The 21,151-nt window shown below is 37.3% G+C and carries 17 protein-coding genes; all 17 read left to right on the top strand.

Features of this window, described 5'->3' with window-relative positions; translation table 11 throughout:
* The first annotated feature begins 1 nt into the window (after position 1).
* The 17 genes from HGC4_RS14560 to HGC4_RS14480 all read left to right on the top strand — a co-directional run bounded on the left by HGC4_RS14560 (position 2) and on the right by HGC4_RS14480 (position 21,043).
* Positions 2 to 1,678, top strand: coding sequence for a glycoside hydrolase family 28 protein (locus HGC4_RS14560; RefSeq protein ID WP_050710874.1), 1,677 nt, complete (start codon positions 2 to 4; stop codon positions 1,676 to 1,678).
* Positions 1,679 to 1,795: 117 nt separating this feature from the next.
* A complete protein-coding gene (rhaB, locus tag HGC4_RS14555; protein WP_050710867.1) occupies positions 1,796 to 3,259 on the top strand; it encodes a rhamnulokinase in 1,464 nt (487 codons plus the stop codon).
* 42 nt (positions 3,260 to 3,301) lie between these two features.
* A complete protein-coding gene (locus HGC4_RS14550; RefSeq protein ID WP_050710866.1) occupies positions 3,302 to 4,558 on the top strand; it encodes an L-rhamnose isomerase in 1,257 nt (418 codons plus the stop codon).
* Positions 4,555 to 5,583 (top strand): L-rhamnose/proton symporter RhaT, encoded by a 1,029-nt coding sequence (rhaT, locus tag HGC4_RS14545; RefSeq protein ID WP_050710865.1) that lies wholly within the window; start codon positions 4,555 to 4,557, stop codon positions 5,581 to 5,583. The genes HGC4_RS14550 and rhaT overlap by 4 nt, the downstream gene beginning before the upstream one ends.
* A 60-nt stretch (positions 5,584 to 5,643) precedes the next feature.
* Entirely contained in the window at positions 5,644 to 6,453 is an 810-nt protein-coding gene (rhaD, locus tag HGC4_RS14540) for a rhamnulose-1-phosphate aldolase (protein ID WP_050710864.1), read from the top strand.
* 130 nt (positions 6,454 to 6,583) lie between these two features.
* Entirely contained in the window at positions 6,584 to 7,885 is a 1,302-nt protein-coding gene (locus HGC4_RS14535; protein ID WP_050710863.1) for a glycoside hydrolase family 88/105 protein, read from the top strand.
* Between the two features lie 53 nt (positions 7,886 to 7,938).
* Positions 7,939 to 8,841 carry an AraC family transcriptional regulator gene (locus tag HGC4_RS14530; RefSeq protein WP_050710862.1) on the top strand — a complete coding sequence of 301 codons (903 nt, stop codon included), beginning with the start codon at positions 7,939 to 7,941 and terminating at the stop codon, positions 8,839 to 8,841.
* Positions 8,842 to 9,076: 235 nt separating this feature from the next.
* Entirely contained in the window at positions 9,077 to 10,057 is a 981-nt protein-coding gene (locus HGC4_RS14525) for a lipoate--protein ligase (RefSeq protein WP_050710861.1), read from the top strand.
* A gap of 51 nt (positions 10,058 to 10,108) precedes the next feature.
* The gene (gene gcvT / locus HGC4_RS14520; protein ID WP_050710860.1) at positions 10,109 to 11,200 is read left to right on the top strand and encodes a glycine cleavage system aminomethyltransferase GcvT; all 1,092 of its coding nucleotides are present in this window, start codon (positions 10,109 to 10,111) and stop codon (positions 11,198 to 11,200) included.
* A 37-nt stretch (positions 11,201 to 11,237) separates the two neighbouring features.
* Entirely contained in the window at positions 11,238 to 11,615 is a 378-nt protein-coding gene (gene gcvH / locus HGC4_RS14515) for a glycine cleavage system protein GcvH (protein ID WP_050710859.1), read from the top strand.
* Between the two features lie 20 nt (positions 11,616 to 11,635).
* Positions 11,636 to 12,973 carry an aminomethyl-transferring glycine dehydrogenase subunit GcvPA gene (gene gcvPA, locus HGC4_RS14510; RefSeq protein WP_050710858.1) on the top strand — a complete coding sequence of 446 codons (1,338 nt, stop codon included), beginning with the start codon at positions 11,636 to 11,638 and terminating at the stop codon, positions 12,971 to 12,973.
* A 3-nt stretch (positions 12,974 to 12,976) separates the two neighbouring features.
* Positions 12,977 to 14,431: an aminomethyl-transferring glycine dehydrogenase subunit GcvPB gene (gene gcvPB / locus HGC4_RS14505; protein ID WP_050710857.1), complete on the top strand. Its 1,455-nt coding sequence runs from the start codon at positions 12,977 to 12,979 to the stop codon at positions 14,429 to 14,431.
* Between the two features lie 365 nt (positions 14,432 to 14,796).
* Complete coding sequence (gene lpdA / locus HGC4_RS14500) at positions 14,797 to 16,152, top strand: dihydrolipoyl dehydrogenase (RefSeq protein ID WP_050710856.1); 1,356 nt, start codon at positions 14,797 to 14,799, stop codon at positions 16,150 to 16,152.
* A gap of 18 nt (positions 16,153 to 16,170) precedes the next feature.
* On the top strand, positions 16,171 to 16,917 hold the full coding sequence (locus HGC4_RS14495) for a lipoate--protein ligase family protein (protein WP_050710855.1): 747 nt from the start codon (positions 16,171 to 16,173) through the stop codon (positions 16,915 to 16,917).
* Between the two features lie 187 nt (positions 16,918 to 17,104).
* Positions 17,105 to 18,427 carry a dihydrolipoamide acetyltransferase family protein gene (locus HGC4_RS14490; protein WP_050710854.1) on the top strand — a complete coding sequence of 441 codons (1,323 nt, stop codon included), beginning with the start codon at positions 17,105 to 17,107 and terminating at the stop codon, positions 18,425 to 18,427.
* A 30-nt stretch (positions 18,428 to 18,457) separates the two neighbouring features.
* A complete protein-coding gene (locus tag HGC4_RS14485) occupies positions 18,458 to 20,491 on the top strand; it encodes an alpha-ketoacid dehydrogenase subunit alpha/beta (RefSeq protein ID WP_050710853.1) in 2,034 nt (677 codons plus the stop codon).
* 45 nt (positions 20,492 to 20,536) lie between these two features.
* Positions 20,537 to 21,043: a flavodoxin gene (locus HGC4_RS14480; protein ID WP_050710852.1), complete on the top strand. Its 507-nt coding sequence runs from the start codon at positions 20,537 to 20,539 to the stop codon at positions 21,041 to 21,043.
* The last annotated feature ends 108 nt before the right edge of the window (positions 21,044 to 21,151 follow it).

Here is a 21,151-nt window from a genome sequence, read left to right as displayed (position 1 = left end):
TATGAAAAAACATGTAATTATAATAACCTTATTCGTTGTATCTGTTTCTAATCTCTTTGCGAAAGAAGAGGGAGGATATGAATATCTATATGAAAATCTACCTTTTGAGATGCCTAAATTGGCTCGTCCGACTTTTCCTGCCAACAAAGTATCCATTACAGATTTTGGCGGAATAGGCGATGGAATAGCTTTAAATACAGAAGCTTTTGCAAAGGCGATAAGTGCTTTGGCGGCTAAGGGCGGTGGGCAATTAACTGTGCCTTCGGGTGTATGGCTGACAGGACCTATTGTTTTCAAAAGCAATATTAATCTGCATTTGGAAGATAAGTCGATTATTCTTTTTTCGCCCGATAAAAATCTATACCCTTTGGTTGAAACGGTTTTTGAAGGGTTCGATACACGCAGGTGTCAATCGCCGGTTTCGGGCAGAAATTTGGTAAACGTTGCCATAACAGGAAGCGGAGCGATTGACGGTAATGGTCATTATTGGAGACCTCTGAAAAAGCAAAAAGTATCGGATAGTTTCTGGAAAAGTACCACTTCTAAAGGAGGAGTATTTAAGCGTGATGACTATTGGATGCCTTCGGCTCAATACTTGCATGGCGATACTATCAGTAATATGAATGTACCCCGAAATTTAAAGACCGAAGCCGAATGGGCTTCGGTACGGGACTTTCTTCGCCCTGTGATGATTAGTTTTCAGCAATGTAAAAATGTATATCTGCAAGGAGTAATTTTCCAAAATTCGCCTGCATGGAATATTCATCCTTTTATGTGCGAAAATGTTATTCTCGATGGGATTCAGGTGAGAAACCCGTCTTATGCTCAAAATGGGGATGGTTTGGATTTGGAATCGTCCAAAAATGCGATCATTGTCAACAGTACTTTCGATGTGGGTGATGATGGTATTTGTATAAAATCGGGTAAAGATGAAGATGGTTTGAGACGAAATATTCCTTGCGAAAACGTAATTGTAGATAATTGTACCGTATTTAAAGGGCATGGCGGTTTTGTAGTCGGCAGTGAAATGTCAGGTGGAGTGCGGAATATATCCGTTTCCAACTGTCAGTTTTTAGGAACAGATGTGGGTTTGAGATTCAAAAGCAGCAGAGGACGTGGCGGAGTTGTCGAAAACATATACATTACCAATATAAGTATGATCGATATTTCAACCGAGCCTATCCACTTCAACCTTTATTATGGAGGCAAATCGGTCGTAGAAACATTAGAAGATAACGATGCTGAGCCTGTAACCGAAGTGATACCTCCTGTAAGTATTACTACACCAACTTTCCGAAATATATTTATAAAAGATGTAACATGTAGTAATGCACGCAAAGCCATGTATTTCTATGGATTGCCTGAACATAATATTGATAATATTAATGTGGAGAATGTGGTTATTCATTCACAATTAGGAGCGGAAATCATGGAATCGAAAAATATAACATTGAAAAATGTAAATATTTATCCACAAGAAGGTGCTGCTCTGACTTTAAGAAATGTCAGTAATGTAAAAGTTGAAGGCTTTACTACAGATTCTAAATTGCTTACGGTATTTGATATTTCAGGATCAAGATCAATAAATATAGTAATTTCTTCACCTTACAACGATAACCAACTGAAAATAGGCTCAGATACTAAAACGGGAGGGGTGAAATTGATATATAAAAAGTGACAAAACCTGTAGTCTTTGTCTCAAATACACTATCTGTATAAATGAGAAGAGGCACTACATTTGCTTTACTCAATAAATTTTTATTCACTTAAAAGGATAGACCTTAAATCTAAATAAATGAATACACAAAACTTTCTGGCAGTTGATATAGGGGCATCAAGCGGACGCACTATACTTGGTACTCTCGATAACGGAGTCCTCAAAATTGAAGAATTAACCCGTTTTGCTAATCCTCTGATTGAAGTAAACGGTCATTTTTACTGGAACATATTATCGCTTTATGAGTCGATTCTTCTCAGTTTGAAGAAAGTTGCTCAGGAAGGAATCAAGATATCGTCGATAGGTATAGATACTTGGGGCGTCGATTTTATAGCCATTGATAAAAATAAGGAAATTATAGGGATGCCTTATGCGTATCGTGATCCTCATACAGTAGATGCTCCTGAGAATTTTTTTAAGCTTATTCCCCGTAAGGATGTGTATGCAGCAACAGGGATTCAGATAATGAATTTCAATTCGTTGTTTCAGTTCTTTGCACTTAATAAAAATGAAGCCACTTTGTTGAAAGAGGCTGATAAGATTATATTCATGCCCGATGCTTTATCCTATTTGCTTACAGGTGAGGTGGTAATGGAGTATACGATAGCTTCGACATCTCAGGCTATGAATCCTTATAAAAAAGAACTGAATTGCGAATTGCTCGAAAAAGTTGGTCTTAATAAAGAAAAATTCGGACGTTTTGTTTTACCCGGAACGGTAATCGGAAGCTTATCGGAATCTATATGCAGGCAAACAGGGCTTGAAAGTATTCCCGTTGTGGCGGTTGCAGGGCACGATACAGCTTCGGCGGTTGCATCAGTGCCTGCCGAGGATGAATGCTTTGCTTATCTGAGTTCGGGAACGTGGTCATTAATGGGAATTGAGCTAAAAGAGCCTATTATAAACGAAAAGACATACAATCTCAATTTCACAAACGAGGGTGGGGTAGACGGTACAATCCGTTTCCTTAAGAATATATGTGGTATGTGGCTTTTAGAGCAATGTCGTAAAGAATGGGATGCCAATCTCACTTATCCCGATTTGATTGAGCAGGCATCAAAGAGCGAACCGTTCAAATGTTTGGTGAATCCCGATGCTGATGTGTTTTCCAATCCGACAGTAATGACGAAAGCAATAAGTAATTATTGTAGAAATACAGGTCAGCCAACGCCTCAAACTATCGGTGAATATGTTCGCTGTATATTCGAAAGTCTGGCATTACGATATAAAGAGATATTTGATCATCTACAGGAATTAGCTCCTTTCGAGATCAAAAAACTGCATGTAATTGGAGGTGGTTCTAAGAATAACTTGTTGAATCAGTTTACTGCCAATGCGTTGAATGTGCCTATTATAACAGGACCATCGGAAGCTACAGCCATTGGCAATATTATGTTGCAAGCAAAAGCTCTGAATTTGGTGAATAATTTATCGGATATGAGGGCGGTGATAAATAATTCGGTACATCCCGAAATATTTTTACCTCAAGATACTGAGGTGTGGAATAAAGCATATGTAAAATATTTGCAGATAAGTAAATAAAAGAATAACAAATAGGTCTGAGACCTTAAAAAATAAATGACCATGAAAAAAGAAGTATTAGTAGAAAAGGCATACGAAATCGCAAAAGAACGTTATGCGGCAGTTGGTGTTGATGTTGATAAAATACTAGCAAAAATTCAGGAAATATCAATATCGCTTCATTGCTGGCAGACGGATGATGTGGTTGGTTTCGAGAATCTCGGAAATATGGGTGGTGGCGGTATTCAGGCTACGGGAAACTATCCCGGAAGAGCCCGTAATATAGATGAAGTCCGTGCCGATATTGAAGAAGTGTTGAAATATGTAGGTGGTAACCATCGTTTCAATCTACATGCCATATATGGAGATTTTGGAGGAAAGGCTGTTGATAGAGACCAAATTCTACCCGAGCATTTTACAAGCTGGATGGATTGGGCGAAAGAAAAGAATCTGAAACTGGATTTCAATTCAAGCTCGTTCGGACATCCTAAGAGTGGAGATTTAACGCTTGCTAATCCTGATAATTCGATCCGTGAATTTTGGATCGAGCATACAAAACGTTCACGTGCCATATCGGAGGCAATGGGTAAATTTCAAAACGACCCTTGTATTATGAATTTATGGATACACGATGGAAGTAAAGATATTACTGTAAACCGTTACAAATACCGTCAGATATTAGAGCAATCGCTGGATAATATATTTGCTACCAAGTATGATAATATGAAAGATTGCATCGAATCGAAATTGTTTGGTATAGCATTGGAAAGTTACACGGTTGGTTCTCATGATTTCTATATGGGATATGGTGTGAAAAACCAAAAAATGGTAACATTAGATACAGGTCACTTCCATTTGTCGGAAAGTGTTGCCGATAAGATTTCGTCTCTATTACTTTATACTCCTGAGATTATGCTGCATGTAAGTCGTCCTGTACGTTGGGATTCGGATCACGTGGCTATCTTGAATGATGAAACTATCGATCTTGCTAAAGAAATAGTAAGAGCAGATGCTTTGAAAAGAGTACATATCGGTCTCGATTTCTTCGATGCATCCATCAACCGTATCGGTGCATATGTAATCGGTATCAGAGCTACTCAAAAAGCTTTCCTTCAAGCATTGCTTGAACCACTAAATATCCTTCGTGAATACGAGTCGAAAGGACAATATTTCGAAAGACTTGCACTTCTTGAAGAGTCTAAAGGTCTTCCTTGGAATGCGGTATGGGATTATTTCTGCTTGAAAAATAACATTGCTGTGGGCGAAGATTTTATTCCGATGGTTCAGCAATACGAAAAAGAGGTAACATCTAAACGATGAATACATTAATAGGTTTAATTATAATTGCGATAGGAAGTTTGGGTCAATCCAGCTCATACGTTCCCATTAATAAGGTCAAAGATTGGTCTTGGGAAAATTTCTGGTTGATACAAGGGGTGTTTGCATGGTTAGTATTCCCTTTTTTGGGAGCTTTATTGGCTACAAACTTCCAGTCGTTAATTGACGTATATTCGATAGAATCTGCTGCTACTCTGAAAACCATTTTCTATGGTGTTTTATGGGGCATTGGAGGCTTGACTTTCGGGTTGAGTATGCGTTATCTGGGAGTGGCATTAGGTCAATCTATCGCCTTGGGTACTTGCTCGGCTTTCGGAACACTTATTCCTGCTGTGCTTAGCGGTAACGATTTGCTGTCGGGCGATGGAGTAATTCTCCTGATAAGTGTTTGCATCACTTTGGCAGGTATCACAACGATTGGTTATGCGGGTTCTTTAAGGTCGAAAGATATGACCGAAGAGGAAAAGAAAAAAGCTGTCAAAGACTTTGCCCTGAAAAAAGGATTGCTTGTAGCTCTGCTTGCAGGTGTGATGAGTGCCTGTTTCAGCTTGGGGTTGAATGCGGGTGAACCTATTCAGCAAAGAGTAATGGAACTTGGAGCAAGTTCTTTCTTTGCTCAAAATCCCGTAACTCTTTTGGTTACAATCGGAGGATTTCTTACCAACCTTATATATTGCGTATGGCAGAATAAAAAGAATGGTACTTCGGGACAAATATTTACTACACCTTCGGGTTTATTGGTGCGGAATACTTTATTCTGTGCTTTGGCGGGTATATTATGGTATTCTCAGTTTTTTGCATTGGGAATGGGTAAAAGCTTCTTCGAACCGGGTAGTATTATGATTGCCTTCTCGTGGAGTATACTTATGTCGCTCAATGTGATATGCAGCAATATCTGGGGAATTGTTCTGAAAGAATGGAAAGGTACAGGTCAGAAAACAATTATGGTACTCGTATTGGGTATGGCTATACTTATATTTTCATTAGTGTTGCCTAACCTGTTGTGAGATGTCTTATAAATAATAATTCTAATTAAACAGGTCTGTGACCTTAAAATTGTAAACTAAATGAAATCAATATTAGATAATCGTCCTGAACTGTCCAAAAAAGTATGGGAAGTTGCGGAAGTAGCAGGCTACCTTTGGCAAAAAGGATGGGCTGAACGTAATGGAGGAAATATAACAATAAATATCACTGATCTGGTTGACGACGAAATCAGAAATCTAAAACCAATTAGTGAAAAATATGTGATTGGAAAAGTTCTTCCAAACTTGAAAGGGTGTTATTTCTTCTGTAAGGGAACCAATATGCGTATGCGTGATTTGGCACGCTGGCCTATGGAAAACGGTGCAGTAATTCGTATCGGAGACGATTGTAACAGCTACGAAATTATTGCAGACAATCCCGTTCGCCCTACATCAGAATTACCATCGCATTTGTCGATGCACGATTATATGATTGGTAGTGGATCTAATTATAAGGCGGCGTTACATACGCATCCTATTGATTTGATTGCTATGACTCATAATAAGAAATTCTTGGAAAAAGATAAGCTTACTTATCTTCTCTGGAGTATGATTCCCGAAACTAGAGCTTTCTGTCCTAAAGGATTAGGGATTATACCTTATCTGATGCCTAGTTCTATTGAGTTGGCTGAGGCTACGGTTAAAGAATTGGAAAACTACGATGTTGTAATGTGGGAAAAACATGGCGTATGTTCTGTTAGTGAAAACATAATGGAAGCATTCGATATGGTGGATACCCTGTCGAAATCGGCACAAATATATCTGACTGCTAAATCTATGGGCTTCGAACCCGAAGGTACTTCTATGGCAGATATGCAAGCTTTGAAAGAGGCTTTCAATTTACCCAAATAAGTAAGGTGTAAAACCTCGTATTTTGAATAATATAGGGACAAACCTGTGTGTTCGCTCTATTTGAGCTGATGCTCAGATTTGTCCTTTTTTAATTCTCCCTATTATTTCATTAAGAAACAATGTTAACCCTATGTCGAAAAAACTAATACTAGTTGCCTTTGCTCTTATTACGACAATAGCAACTTACTCTCAAGCTACTCAACCTGCAGATAAAATAGCAATAGCTATTGCTGACAGAATCATATCGGAGACACCTTATACTTTTGTCAATACAAAGACAGAGCAAACCTATACCAGTCTGAAGAATGTCCCATTTTCAATGGATATTAAAGTGCAGAATGAGTATAATGACTGGCATTATACAAATGGAGTTCTGAATATAGCTTTGTTAGAACTTGCAGATAAAATCAAGTCAAAGAAATACGAAGATTATGTTTTCAAGAATATGAACTTCGTTTTTGATGAAGATAATCTGAACTTCTTTAAGAAACAATACGATGAGGCATTTAGCGAAGGAGGTTGGAGAGCTATTCGTAAACTGACATGGCATATGATATTCAGAGCTAAACGGTTGGATGACAACGGACCAATGGGGGCTAGTTTGATTGAGCTTCAAATGCGTAAGCCGAATAAGGCATTTCTCAATTACATAAATGAGACTAACGATCATTTGATGTATGCAGAGCCTCGTCTTGATGATGGAACGATAGCTCGTCTGTGGCCTCATGAAAATACAATATGGGCAGATGACTTGTTCATGGGAGTAGCCTTTCTTTGCCGTATGGGTAAAATGACCGGTGATGTGAAGTATTTTGATGATGCAGCCAATCAGGTTTTGAATTATACAAAATATCTATGGCATCCCGAAAAACAAATCTATTATCATTGCTATCATACAGACACCGATGAGCATGGTGTTGCGCATTGGTCTAGAGCCAATGGGTGGATTTTAATGGCACAAGCCGACCTGTTGACCATGCTACCTAAAAATCATCCTAAGAGACAGGCTTTGATCGAAAATTTCAAACAACAAGTGAGCGGAGTAGCCCGTTATCAGGGAAAGAATGGTTTGTGGTATCAGATATTGGATAAAACAGATTCGTATGAAGAGATAACAGGTACTGCCATGTTTGTATTTGGTATTGCCCGAGGAGTGAGAGAAGGCTGGATAGGTAAAGATTTTATTTATGTTGCAGAGCAGGGTTTGAAGGGCATGATGACAAAGATGAGTGATGATGGCGATGTTACTTCAATTTGTGTGGGTACGGGTATTATGCCCTCATTATCATTTTATTATAATAGAAAAACTCAAGAGAATGCTCCTATGGGAGAAGGCCCGGTGTTGCGAGCTTTGGTCGAAATGTCAGATGCAATTAAGTATTCAGAGATATCAGCAGACGATCAGTATGACAAGATTGTGATAAAAAAATAATACCTTTAAGAGCTTGATTCATTGTTGTATTGAGCTCTTAATCTTATATACCTATGATACGCCTTAATGATTTTGGAGTTAACTTTAAATACTTACTGGTTAGCGAGCGCGATAAGCAATTTGGGCTATGGGTGAATACAGTAGGATTTCAGCCTATTCAAAAAGGAGGAAAATATCCTTTGACAAACCATCCGTCCGACTACTTTTTTAATACAGCTAAAGGTCGTGTCCTTCGTGAATATCAATTACTTTATATAACAAAGGGCGAAGGCTTTTTTGAGTCCGATTCTACAAAGAAAAGACGGGTAGAAAAGGGTTGCCTCATAATGCTTTTTCCTAATCAGTGGCATACTTATAGCCCGCTCTCTGATAGTGGGTGGAACGAATATTATATTGGTTTTGAGGGGCCTATGATAGACAATCTGGTTCAAGCATCTTTTTTTACCAAAGAAAACCCTGTGCTAGAAGTTGGGTTTCAAGATAATTTGGTGAACCTCTTTTCTCGTGCTATTGAAACGGCTAAAGAGGACAAAATTGCTACTCAGCAATATCTTGCGGGACTTGTGCTGCATATTCTAGGTAAAGTACTATCAGTCTCGAAAAATATAGTAACCGAAAATGCCGAAATATATCAGAAAATAGAGAGGGCTAAGATTATCATGTCTGAAAATATCTATAAAGATGTTGCACCACAGCAAATTGCCGAAAAACTGAATGTCAGCTATTCATGGTTTCGCAAGGTCTTTAAAAATTATACAGGATATGCCCCCACTCAATACTTTCAGGAATTGAAGATCAATCAGGCAAAACATCTTCTGGCTGAAACATCTCAATCGGTCAAAGAGATTGCTTTTGAGTTGAACTATAACTCAACAGAACATTTCTTTTCTATCTTCAAGAAAAAAACAGGATTTACTCCTATTGCTTATAGAAATTATCAACGGGGTATAGGCTAATTTTAATACTGTAGTCTCTTTATTAGTATAGATAATGTTTTTCTTTCAGTTTCTTTATCTTAACAAAGAAATTGAAAGCTTGGTATGTTATTATGATTTCTCAGCTTCTACAAATTATCTCTTCATAAACATCCTCTTCCGATATATTTCCTCTTATAAATGTGATATATAAAAACTTTATGTAAATTTATAATTTCAAGGTTCCAGACCTTTTTATTAACTATTTACATTAAACATGATATATATAGCTTTACCAGAAGACAAAATAAGACGCTTATCCTTTTACTTATCCATGGAGGAGTATGTTGCACGCTTTCTCGATGAAGAGGAATGTTTTTTTATGTGGCAAGTAAATCCAACAGTTATTTTTGGTCGAAATCAGTTGATGGAGAACGAAGTAAATTTGGATTATGTAAAGGCAAACGGAATTGAAACTTATCGTCGTAAATCGGGAGGAGGGTGTGTATATGCCGATTTTAGTAATATCATGTTTTCGTATATTACCAAAGATTTTAATGTAAGCTTTACCTTCAGTAAATACCTTCAAAGAGTTTCACACACATTACAACAATTGGGTATAAACGCTATTGCTTCAGGCAGAAACGATATTACGGTAGACGAAAAGAAAGTTTCGGGAAATGCTTTTTATCGAGCATCGGGAAAAAGCATTGTACATGGTACTATGTTATTTAATACCGATTTGGAAAAGCTTGTTTTGTCAATAACTCCCAATAACCAGAAATTAATTTCTAAGGGCATAGAGTCTGTAAGGAAGAGGGTAACAAACCTCTCGGAGCATTTTGATATGGATATCGAAGCTTTTAAAACTTTTGTTAGAACTCATCTTTGTGATAGTGAGCGAATGCTTACCGAAGAAGAAATAGTGAAGATTGAAGAAATAGAAAAAGAATATCTGAGTGAGGAGTTTATTTTTGGTAATAACCCACGTTATACGCTAATAAAGAAAGATTATAATGAAGCCGGTGAGATAGAAATTCGATTAGAAATCAAAAATAATATAATCAAGGATATTAATATTGTAGGAGATTATTTTCTTATTGGAGATATTGGTGGTATATTTAAATTGTTGATAAATACACCTTATGATAGAGAATCTGTCACTAAGATTCTTCAAGACATAAAGATGGAGGATTATATTTTCAATTTGCACAAAGACCACTTTATAAATACTTTGTTTAACGAAAAAGCGAATTAGAATGTAATTCTAAATGTATTTCTTGAACTTAAATTATAAACCGATATATAAATGGAAACACTTAAAACTTGCTTACACGACAAGCATCTCGCTTTAGGCGCAAAGATGATGCCTTTCGGAGGGTTTGATATGCCTATCGAATATACTTCTATTGTAGAAGAGCACAATGCAGTTCGCCATGCTGCCGGTATCTTTGATGTGTCTCACATGGGTGAAATACTAATTAAAGGCGAAGACAGTGAGAAATATATAAACCACATTTTTACAAACAATATTTCGGGAGCAGCCAAAGGAAAAATATTCTATGGTATGATGTTGTATCCAACAGGCGGTGTTGTCGAAGATTTATTGGTGTATAAAAAAGCAGATAAGGAATTCTTCCTTGTTGTAAATGCTGCTAATATTGCCAAGGATTACGAGTGGATGATAGAAAATAGCAAAGGCTATAATGTTGAGATTATCAATCAATCTGATTATTATGGTGAAGTTGCCGTACAAGGTCCCAAAGCATTTGAGGCAATCGAGAAATATATAGGTATTGAGGTAAACGATCTTGAATTTTATACATTCAAAGAATTGGAATACGATGACGAGACTATCATTGTTTCGAGAACCGGATATACGGGAGAAGATGGTTTCGAATTATACGGAAGTCACAATTTTATAAACAAAACATGGGACTTACTCGTTCAATCAAAAGAAGTTCTTCCTTGTGGTCTGGGATGTCGCGATACACTTCGTTTCGAAGTGGGGCTTCCTCTTTATGGTCATGAGCTCGATCAGGACATCACACCGCTAGAGGCGGGGCTTGGTTCTTTTGTGAAACTCGATAAAGAAGAATTTATAGGAAAAGACGCTATCCTTAAGCAAAAAGCTGAGGGTGTAAAACGGAAAATAGTTGGTATTGAATTAGTTGATAAGGCAATACCCCGAAGTGGTTATGATGTAGAAATAGATGGTCAGAAAATAGGATATGTAACTACCGGATACAATTCTATCTCTACCGGAAAAAGCGTTTGCTTGGCTCTGATCGACAGTGAATATGCTACCTTGGGTACAGATGTAGATGTTCGTATTCGCAAAAAAGAATTTAAAGGTCAGGTTGTGAAAAAACGATTCTACGAAAAGAATTATAAGAAATAAATCATCATATATATATTAATATAAAAAACATAGAGAAATGAGTAAAGTTGTTGAAGGTCTGTATTACACAGAATCACATGAGTGGGTGAAAGTTGAAGGTGAATTTGCTTATATCGGTATAACTGATTTTGCACAACATCAATTAGGAAATATCGTTTATGTGGATATTCCCGAAGTAGGTGATGAAATAAAACAAGAGGAAGAATTTGGAGCAGTTGAAAGTGTAAAAGCTGCAAGTGACCTGCTTTCTCCTGTTAGTGGAACGATTGTAGAAGTAAATGAGAAACTTTCGGACGAACCCGAATTAATCAATAAAAATGCATTTGATAGTTGGATTCTAAAAGTAAAACTATCTGATGCCAGCGAACTAAAAGGGCTTATGGATAGCAAAGCCTATGCAGAAATTTGTGAGTAAAATCTAAAATCTAATAAGCTATGTATAAATACTTCCCACATACAGAAGCTGATATAGAACAAATGCTGAAACGAATCTCGGTAAAATCAGTAGATGATTTGTTTGCCGAGATTCCAGACAGTGTGGTTCTTAAAAAGGAATATGATCTGCCGGTTTCCAAATCGGAAATTGAGATTAGAAAATATTTCGAAAACCTTGGAAACAAGAATAAAAAGCTGACTGTTTTTGCCGGAGCCGGAGCCTACGATCATTATGCCCCGTCTGTAATCGGCCCGTTAATTTCCCGTTCCGAATTTTTGACAGCATATACACCTTACCAACCAGAGATAGCTCAGGGTACATTGCAATATATATTTGAGTATCAAAGTATGATTTGCGAACTTACGGGTATGGAATGTACTAATGCCTCGATGTATGATGGACCTACTGCTACTGCCGAAGCCATGTTTATGGTGGTGGCAAGTGCTAAAAAGAAAAATACGGTTCTGGTTTCTCAAACTGTAAATCCTAATATACTTAAGGTTGTAAAAACCTATGCCAAATATAGAGGTATAAATATAGAGGAAATAGCAGAGAAGGACGGATGTACCGACAAAGCAGATATGGAGAGTAAGTTATCTTCGGGCGATGTTGCAGGTGTAATTGTGAGTAGTCCCAATTACTATGGAATCATCGAAGACTATACCGGATACAGTGATGCCATTCATGCCGCTAAGGCTCTTTTTGTAATGAATACTGATCCATCTGCTTTGGCTGTGTTGAAATCGCCGGCAGAGTGGGGCGCAGACATTGCTTGTGGTGATGGACAATCTTTGGGGATGCCTCTCAATTTCGGAGGATCATACATTGGTTTCCTTGCCAGCAAAAAAGATTTGGTACGTAAACTTCCCGGACGTATAGCTGGTGCAACTACCGATGTGGATGGAAAACGTGCTTTTGTATTAACATTGCAAGCTCGTGAACAACATATACGTCGTGAGAAGGCAAACAGTAATATCTGTTCCAACCAATCACTGATGGCATTGTATGTTACTATTTATATGTCGTTGATGGGTAAAGAAGGTCTTCGAGATGTAAATAAACTATCATATAGTGGTGCACACTATTTATATGACCAGTTGTTGGCAACAGGCAAATTTAAAGCCGCATTTGAGAAACCATTCTTAAAAGAATTTGCTGTGAAAACTTCTTTAAATATAGATGTATTGAGTAAGAAATTACTAAATCATGGTATTCTGGGAGGTATTCAATTAGGCAAATATAAAGATGGGATGGATGATTGCCTGCTTTTCTGTGTGACAGAAAAACGGAGTAAAGAGGAAATTGATCAATTGGTTTCATTAATAAAGGAGGTATAAGCCATGAAATATTACGACAAATTAATATTTGAAATCTCGAAGGAGGGACGTCACGGCTATACTCTGCCCGAAAATCAATTGGCAAAATATTCAATTGAAGACATTCCTTCTACTCTCTTAAGAGAAGAAAAAGCTCAATTGCCCGAAGCGAGCGAATTAGATGTGGTTCGTCATTATACCAATGTTTCTAATAAGAACTTTGGTGTCGAAACAGGTTTCTATCCTTTGGGTTCATGTACTATGAAATATAATCCTAAGATAAACGATGAGATAGCCAATATGCCTGCTTTTTCTTCTTTGCATCCGCTTCAATCTGACGAAACGGTACAAGGAGTCTTAGAGGTATATTATAACTTGGCTCGTTCATTATCCGAAATATCGGGATTAGCAGAATATACATTGAATCCGTTTGCAGGTTCGCATGGAGAATTGGTAGGTCTGATGATTATGCGTCAGTATCATATTAAAAGAGGTGACTTGAAGCGTACAAAAGTAATTGTACCCGATAGTGCTCATGGTACTAACCCGGCAAGTGCAGCAGTTTGCGGACTGGAAATTGTTGAGGTGCATTCTAATGAAAAAGGAACAATCAGTGTTGAAGATTTAAAACCTTTGTTGGATGATACCATTGCAGGAATCATGATGACGAATCCTAATACATTGGGTATTTTTGAAACTGAAATTTTAGAAATAGCCGATCTGATTCATGAAGCAGGAGGATTGCTTTATTATGATGGTGCAAATCTTAATCCGTTGTTAGGAAAATGCCGCCCTGGTGATATGGGATTCGATATTATGCATATCAATCTACATAAAACATTCTCTACACCTCACGGAGGAGGAGGTCCTGGAAGTGGTCCGGTAGGTGTATCTAAAGCATTGGTCGATTTTCTGCCTAATCCTCGTGTGAAGAAAGACGGAGATTGTTATTATCTTGATAATGGAGATGACTCTCTAGGTAGTATATCCGGTTTCTTAGGTAACTTCTCGGTATATATACGAGCCTATACCTATATTCTTTCCTTAGGCAAGGATAATTTGAAAAATGTAGGACCGTTGGCAACCCTTAATGCAAATTATATCAAAGAATCTTTGAGACAATATTATTATTTACCAATTGAAGGTATTTGTAAACATGAATTTGTTTTCGATGGTTTACTTGATAAATCGACAGGGGTAACAACCTTGGATATTGCCAAACGATTGCTCGATTATGGTTTTCATGCACCAACTATTTATTTCCCGTTATTGTTCACTCAATCTATAATGATTGAACCAACAGAGACCGAATCGTTGGATACATTAAATGCATTTATTGAGGTAATGAAAACGGTGGCTATCGAAGCCAAGGAAGATCCCGAGACTGTTAAAAATGCTCCTTACACAACGCCTGTCAGGAGATTAGATGAAACTATGGCAGCCAAAAAGCCTATGCTTATCTATAAAGATCTGCTTTAATCTATATTGATGGTTAATGATTGATTTGCGATTTCTATTGATAATTTCTATCAGTCATTAACCATTCTATGAAACATTTACTGCCATTGCCTCTTAGTGCTTGGGTAAGTATCATAACCAAAGTCTATTATGATCCGGTAGTACAGCAATAATTATTATGCTGTATTTCCTAATTCTTCTAAAGAGTAACACAACTCAAAATACTTACACGAGGTAAGAACTAAACATTTCTATTATTGTTCTATATTGCAGTGCTGTATAGTATTTATTGTTAAACTATTCAGCTTACATTAGTTTGTATAACACTTAGAATAACAATAATAGACCTGTAATCTTATTATTGTTAACTATATCTCAAATTTATTATGGAATACGATATTGCTATTATTGGAGGAGGACCAGCAGGATATAATGCTGCTGAAAAAGCTGTTGCAGGAGGTTTAAAAACCGTCTTGTTTGAGAAAAAATCTCTAGGAGGAGTTTGTCTAAACGAGGGATGTATCCCAACGAAGACATTACTGTATTCAGCGAAAATCTTGGATAATATTAAAGGAGCATCCAAATACGGAGTTTCCGTTGAGGGTAACGCAGGTTTCGATCTGGGTAAAATTATTGGTCGTAAAGACAAAGTTGTAAAGCAATTGACGCTAGGAGTTAAGATGAAACTAACCGGAGCAGGTGTAACTATTGTAGAGGGTGAAGCTTCTATAAAAGGCGAAGCCAATGGTAGTATTCAGATTACATCGGGTGGGCAAAGCTATTCGGTAAAGTACGTTTTAGTTTGTACAGGTTCTGATACAGTAATTCCTCCAATCAAAGGACTTTCTGAAATTAGCTACTGGACATCTAAAGAAGCTCTTGATATCAAAGAACTTCCAGCTTCATTGGCTATTATTGGTGGAGGTGTTATCGGTATTGAATTTGCATCCTTCTTCAATAGTATGGGTGTAAAAGTTAGCGTTATCGAAATGATGCCTGAGATTTTAGGAGCTATGGATAAAGAAACCTCTGCTTTGCTTAGAAAAGACTATGCAAAGAGAGGAATTGACTTTTATCTGAATACCAAAGTTGTAGAAGTTTCGGCAACAGAAGTTACTATCGAAAAAGATGGTAAATCGCAAAAAGTAAAGACTGATAAAATCCTAGTAAGTGTAGGAAGAAAAGCCAATATCGCGAATGTAGGTTTAGAAAGTCTTAAAGTAGAACTTCTTAAAAACGGAGTAAAAGTAAACGAATATATGCAAACTTCTCATCCACATGTATATGCTTGTGGTGACATCACAGGCTATTCGATGTTAGCTCATACAGCTATCCGTGAGGGCGAAGTGGCAATTAATCAGATCTTGGGTATTGATGATGTAATGAGTTACAAAGCTATTCCAGGAGTAGTATATACTAATCCTGAATTGGCAGGAGCGGGTAAAACCGAAGAAGAGCTTAAAGCAGCAGGAATACCTTATAGTGTTCTTAAACTTCCAATGGCTTATTCGGGACGTTTCTTAGCCGAAAATGAAGGTGGTAGTGGATTATGTAAACTTATTGTAAACGGAGACGATCAGATAATAGGATGTCATATGCTGGGTAACCCTGCATCGGAACTTATTATTTTGGCAACGGTAGCTATCGAAAAAGGTTACACTGTTGAAGAATTCCAAAAGATAGTATTCCCTCACCCAACAGTGAGCGAAATTATCCGTGAAACATTATTTGCTAAATCCTGAACCTGAGAAAACGATTCTATGCTTTGTATTAACAACACATTTACTGATGCATATTTTAATATTGCAGCAGAAGAATACCTACTGAAAAATTTTTCGGACGATATTTTTATGGTCTGGCAAAACGAACCATCCATTATTCTTGGTAAACATCAGGATGTATGGGCGGAAGTCAATATCGATTTCGTACGCGACAAACATATAAAGGTTGTCCGTCGTTATTCGGGAGGTGGTGCCGTTTACCATGACTTAGGTAATATTAATGTAACTTTTATTGAACGTAGTAATAATCTTGATTTTGATAAGTATACCAACTTAACGTTGGATATTCTATCAAGAATGGGAGTTAATGCACAAGCTGATAAGCGTCGTGGGCTGAATATTGATGGGCTAAAGATTTCAGGAAGCGCTCAATCTATACATAAGAATAGGGTAATGTATCATGCTACATTGCTCTATTCTTCTAATTTAGAATATCTTACTACTTCTTTGGAAAGTCACAACGAGCAGCTCGAGAACAATTCAAATATACAATCTAAGATATATGTAAGGTCTGTAAAAAGTCCCGTTACTAATATTAGTCAGCATCTGGCTAATCCCTTAGCAATAGAGGATTTAAAGGCTTTGATATTGAATGATTTTATAGATAATAATTCAGAAAATAAACAATATAAATTTACAGAAGAGGATATAAAGGCTATTTCGTTACTGAAAGATGCAAAATATGCTACCGAAGTATGGAACTTTAATGAGGCTTCTCATAGATAAGTTCTAATACTGATTAGTTTTCTGTAAGTTGCATATAGATAGAATGTTACGGAAGTGTGACATTGTTTAGTGCATTTTGCTATCTCCAGATGTCAACATTCTATGCGGAAAATGCGTTATATTGTTAAATATATGTACACCATACAATAATTGAAACCTATACGTATGTGTTTTTAAATTAATAGTTATGCCAACATTTGAAATAAAAATGCCCAAGTTGGGCGAAAGTATTACTGAGGGAGTTATTATCTCTTGGTCTGTAAAAGTAGGAGACACCATCGAAGAAGATGATGTCCTTTTTGAGGTAAATACGGCTAAAGTAAGCGCGGAGATTCCTTCGCCCGTAGCTGGTAAAATTTTAGAAATCCTTTTTCAAGAAGGAGATACTGTACCCGTAGGAACAGTTGTAGCAAAAGTAGAGTTAGAAGGCGAAGATGCTGGCGATTCAGCAGCGAGTCCTGCACAAGAAACTCCAAAAGTAAGCGAAGCTCAACCAGCACCAGAGAAAAAAGAAGCTCCGGCTACTGAAGTTGCAGCTCCTGCTAAAAAGAACAAAGAAGAAGGTCGATGGTATTCGCCTGTTGTAACTCAATTGGCAAAAGAAGCCAAAATATCTCAAGATGAACTTGATAAAATAGCTGGAACAGGTTATGAAGGTCGTCTAAGCAAAAAAGATATTACAAAATATATTGATCAGACTAAAAATGGTGTTGTTCCAACTCCAGGAGCGGCTAAACCAGCCGCAAGTGCTGCGCCAACACAAAGCGCACCAGCTGCAGCCCCTGCTCCAAAACCAGCTATTCCGGTAGCAGAAGGAGACAAAGTAATACCAATGGATTTTGTAGGTAAGATTGTTGCCGACAGAATGGTAGAATCTGTAAGAACATCTCCACATGTTACTACTATTGTAGAAGTAGATGTAACTAAGCTTGTAAAATGGCGTACTAAAAATAAAGATGCATTCCAAAAACGTGAAGGTATAAGTTTAACTTATCTGCCAGCTATCACAGAAGCTGTAGCTAAGGCTTTAATTGATTTCCCAAGAATCAACTCTTCGTTGGATGGTTACAATATTATTGAGAAAAAACGTATCAATATTGGTATAGCTGTATCGTTGCCTGATGGGAACTTAATTGTACCAGTAATTAAAGATGCTGATAAGATGAATCTTACAGGATTGGCAACAAGTATTGATGCTTTAGCTCTCAAAGCTCGTAATAATAAACTATCGGGTGATGATATACAAGGTGGAACATTTACTATAACCAACTTTGGTTCGTTCAAGAATATTATCGGAACACCTATTATCAATCAGCCTGAAGTTGCAATTTTAGGAGCTGGTATTATCGAAAAGAAACCTGCTGTTATTTCAACTCCTGATGGAGATGTAATCGCTATTCGTCATAAGATGTACCTATCTCTTTCATACGATCACCGTGTAATCAATGGTGCATTGGGTGGAGCATTTGTTAGACGTATTGCTGATTATTTAGAAAATTGGGAAGCTTGATTATACTAAGCAACTGAAAAAAAATATATAATGAAAAAATTTACTATAAAAACCACAGATAAAGACACCCTCCAAAGATGGTTTTATCTGATGACACTAGGACGTGCTATTGATAATAAAGCACCTGCATATCTACTTCAATCATTAGGTTGGTCGTATCATGCTCCTTATGCAGGACATGATGGTATTCAGCTTGCAATGGGTGAGGTATTTGTGAGAGGTGAAGACTTTATGTTCCCTTATTATAGAGACATGCTTGCGGTTTTAGCTGCTGGTATGACTGCCGAAGAGATAATCTTGAATGGTATATCTAAAGCTACGGATGTGGCTGGTGGTGGTAGACATATGTCGAATCACTTTGCTAAACCCGAATGGAATATCGAGAACGTTTCATCTGCAACAGGTTCTCATGACCTTCATGCAGTTGGGGTGGCTCGTGCTATGGTTTATTACAAACACAAAGGTGTAGCTTATACTTCACATGGTGAGGCTTCAACATCCGAAGGATATGTTTATGAAGCTATCAATGGAGCAAGTACCGAGCAGTTGCCTGTAATATTTGTTATTCAGGATAATGGTTACGGTATCTCAGTTCCTAAACACGAACAAACTGCTAACCGTAAAGTGGCAGATAACTTTGTAGGATTTAAAAACTTGAAGATCATTCATTGTAATGGAAAAGATGTATTCGATTCTATGAATGCAATGACTGCCGCTCGTGAGTATGCTATAAGTACAAGTAATCCTGTAATTGTTCAGGCAAACTGTGTACGTATGGGTTCACACTCAAACTCTGATAAACAAACTTTATACAGAGATGAGGATGAGTTAGCATATGTAAAAGAAGCCGATCCATTATTGAAATTCCGTCGTATGCTATTGCGTTACAAACGCTTTACAGAGGAGGAATTGAAGCAAATAGAGGCTGATGCTAAGAAAGAATTGAGCCAAGCAAATAAAAAAGCTATCGCGGCTCCGGATCCAGATCCAAGTACAATTTTTGACTTTGTAACACCTGAACCATATCATCCTCAAAAATATGTGGATGGAACACATAATGAAACAGGCGAATCTAAAAACCTGGTTACAGCTATTAATGAAACATTGAAGGCTGAATTCAGACTTAACCCAGATACTTTCCTTTGGGGACAAGATATTGCAAACAAAGAAAAGGGTGGTGTATTCAACGTTTCAAAAGGTATGCAACCCGAATTTGGTGAAGGACGTGTATTTAATGCTCCTATTGCCGAAGATTATATAATGGGTACTGCAAATGGTATGAGCCGTTTTAGCAAAGATATCCGTGTAGTTGTAGAAGGTGCAGAATTTGCCGATTATTTTTGGCCTGCTATCGACCAATATGTAGAATGTACTCACGAATATTGGAGAACAAACGGACAGTTTTCTCCGAATATCACAGTACGTTTAGCTGCCGGTGGTTACATTGGTGGTGGTCTTTATCACTCTCAAAACTTAGAAGGTGCATTGACTACTCTACCAGGAGCACGTATCGTATATCCATCTTTTGCTGATGATGCAGCGGGATTATTACGTACAAGCTTGCGATCAGAAGGATTTACACTATTCTTTGAACCTAAAGCACTTTATAATGCTGTAGAATCATCGACAGTAGTTCCTGACGATTTCGAAGTACCTTTTGGTAAAGCACGTATCCGTCGCGATGGTAGCGATATTACTATCATTACTTATGGTAATACTACTCACCTTTGTTTGGATGCTGCCGAACGTTTGGCTAAAGATGGTAATTATTCGGTGGAGGTTATAGACCTTCGTTCGTTGATCCCTCTTGATAAAGAAACAATTGCTGAATCTGTTAAGAAAACAGGTAAGGTATTAGTAGTACACGAAGATAAGGTCTTTTCAGGATTTGGTGCAGAAATAGCAGCATCTATCGGAACCGAACTATATCGTTATTTAGATGCTCCTGTTCAGCGTGTAGGATCAACATTTACTCCAGTAGGATTTAATCCAATATTGGAGAAAGCGATACTTCCTAATACTGATCGTATTTATGCAGCAGCTAAAGAATTATTGGAGTTTTGATCAAAGAAACTGAAAAAGAATACTAACTATAAACGTGTGCGTATAATGAAAAAGATAGGTTTATTTTATGGTACTAGTACTGTAAAAACAGCAGAGATAGCTAAGAAGATACAAGCTGCATTTGGAGATACTACAATGGGAGTTGTGGCTATTGAAGAAGCTTGGAGAAAAGACTTCGAAGGCTATGATAACATAATCTTGGGAACCTCTACTTGGTTTGATGGAGAATTACCTACTTACTGGGATGAAATACTTCCTGATTTAGATGATTTGAAATTGAAAGGTAAAAAAGTAGCCATCTTTGGTCTTGGAAATCAAGTTGATTATCCTGAGAATTTTGTTGATGGAATTGGACTTCTAGCCGAAACTTTCGAAGCAGGAGGAGCTACAATTGTAGGTCTAACTTCAACTGAAGGTTATACTTTTGAGAAATCAAAAGCATTGAGAGATGGTAAGTTTTTAGGATTGGCTATCGATATCGATACTCAAGCTGATAAAACTGATAAACGAATATCAGATTGGGTAGCTCAACTAAAGAAAGAGTTTAACTAAGAATTCAGAATCAGTAGATTTCTACAAATAAAAAAGAGAGAGTAACCAATTGGTTACTCTCTCTTTTTTATTTGTAATTTGATTTCTTAGTGAAAGCGCAGTTATAGT

Origin of the sequence: Dysgonomonas sp. HGC4 (genome assembly GCF_001261715.1) — a bacterium.
Classification (GTDB): Bacteria; Bacteroidota; Bacteroidia; order Bacteroidales; family Dysgonomonadaceae; genus Dysgonomonas_A.
Note: the sequence above shows the minus strand (reverse complement) of the source record. Positions and strands in the feature narration are given on the sequence as shown.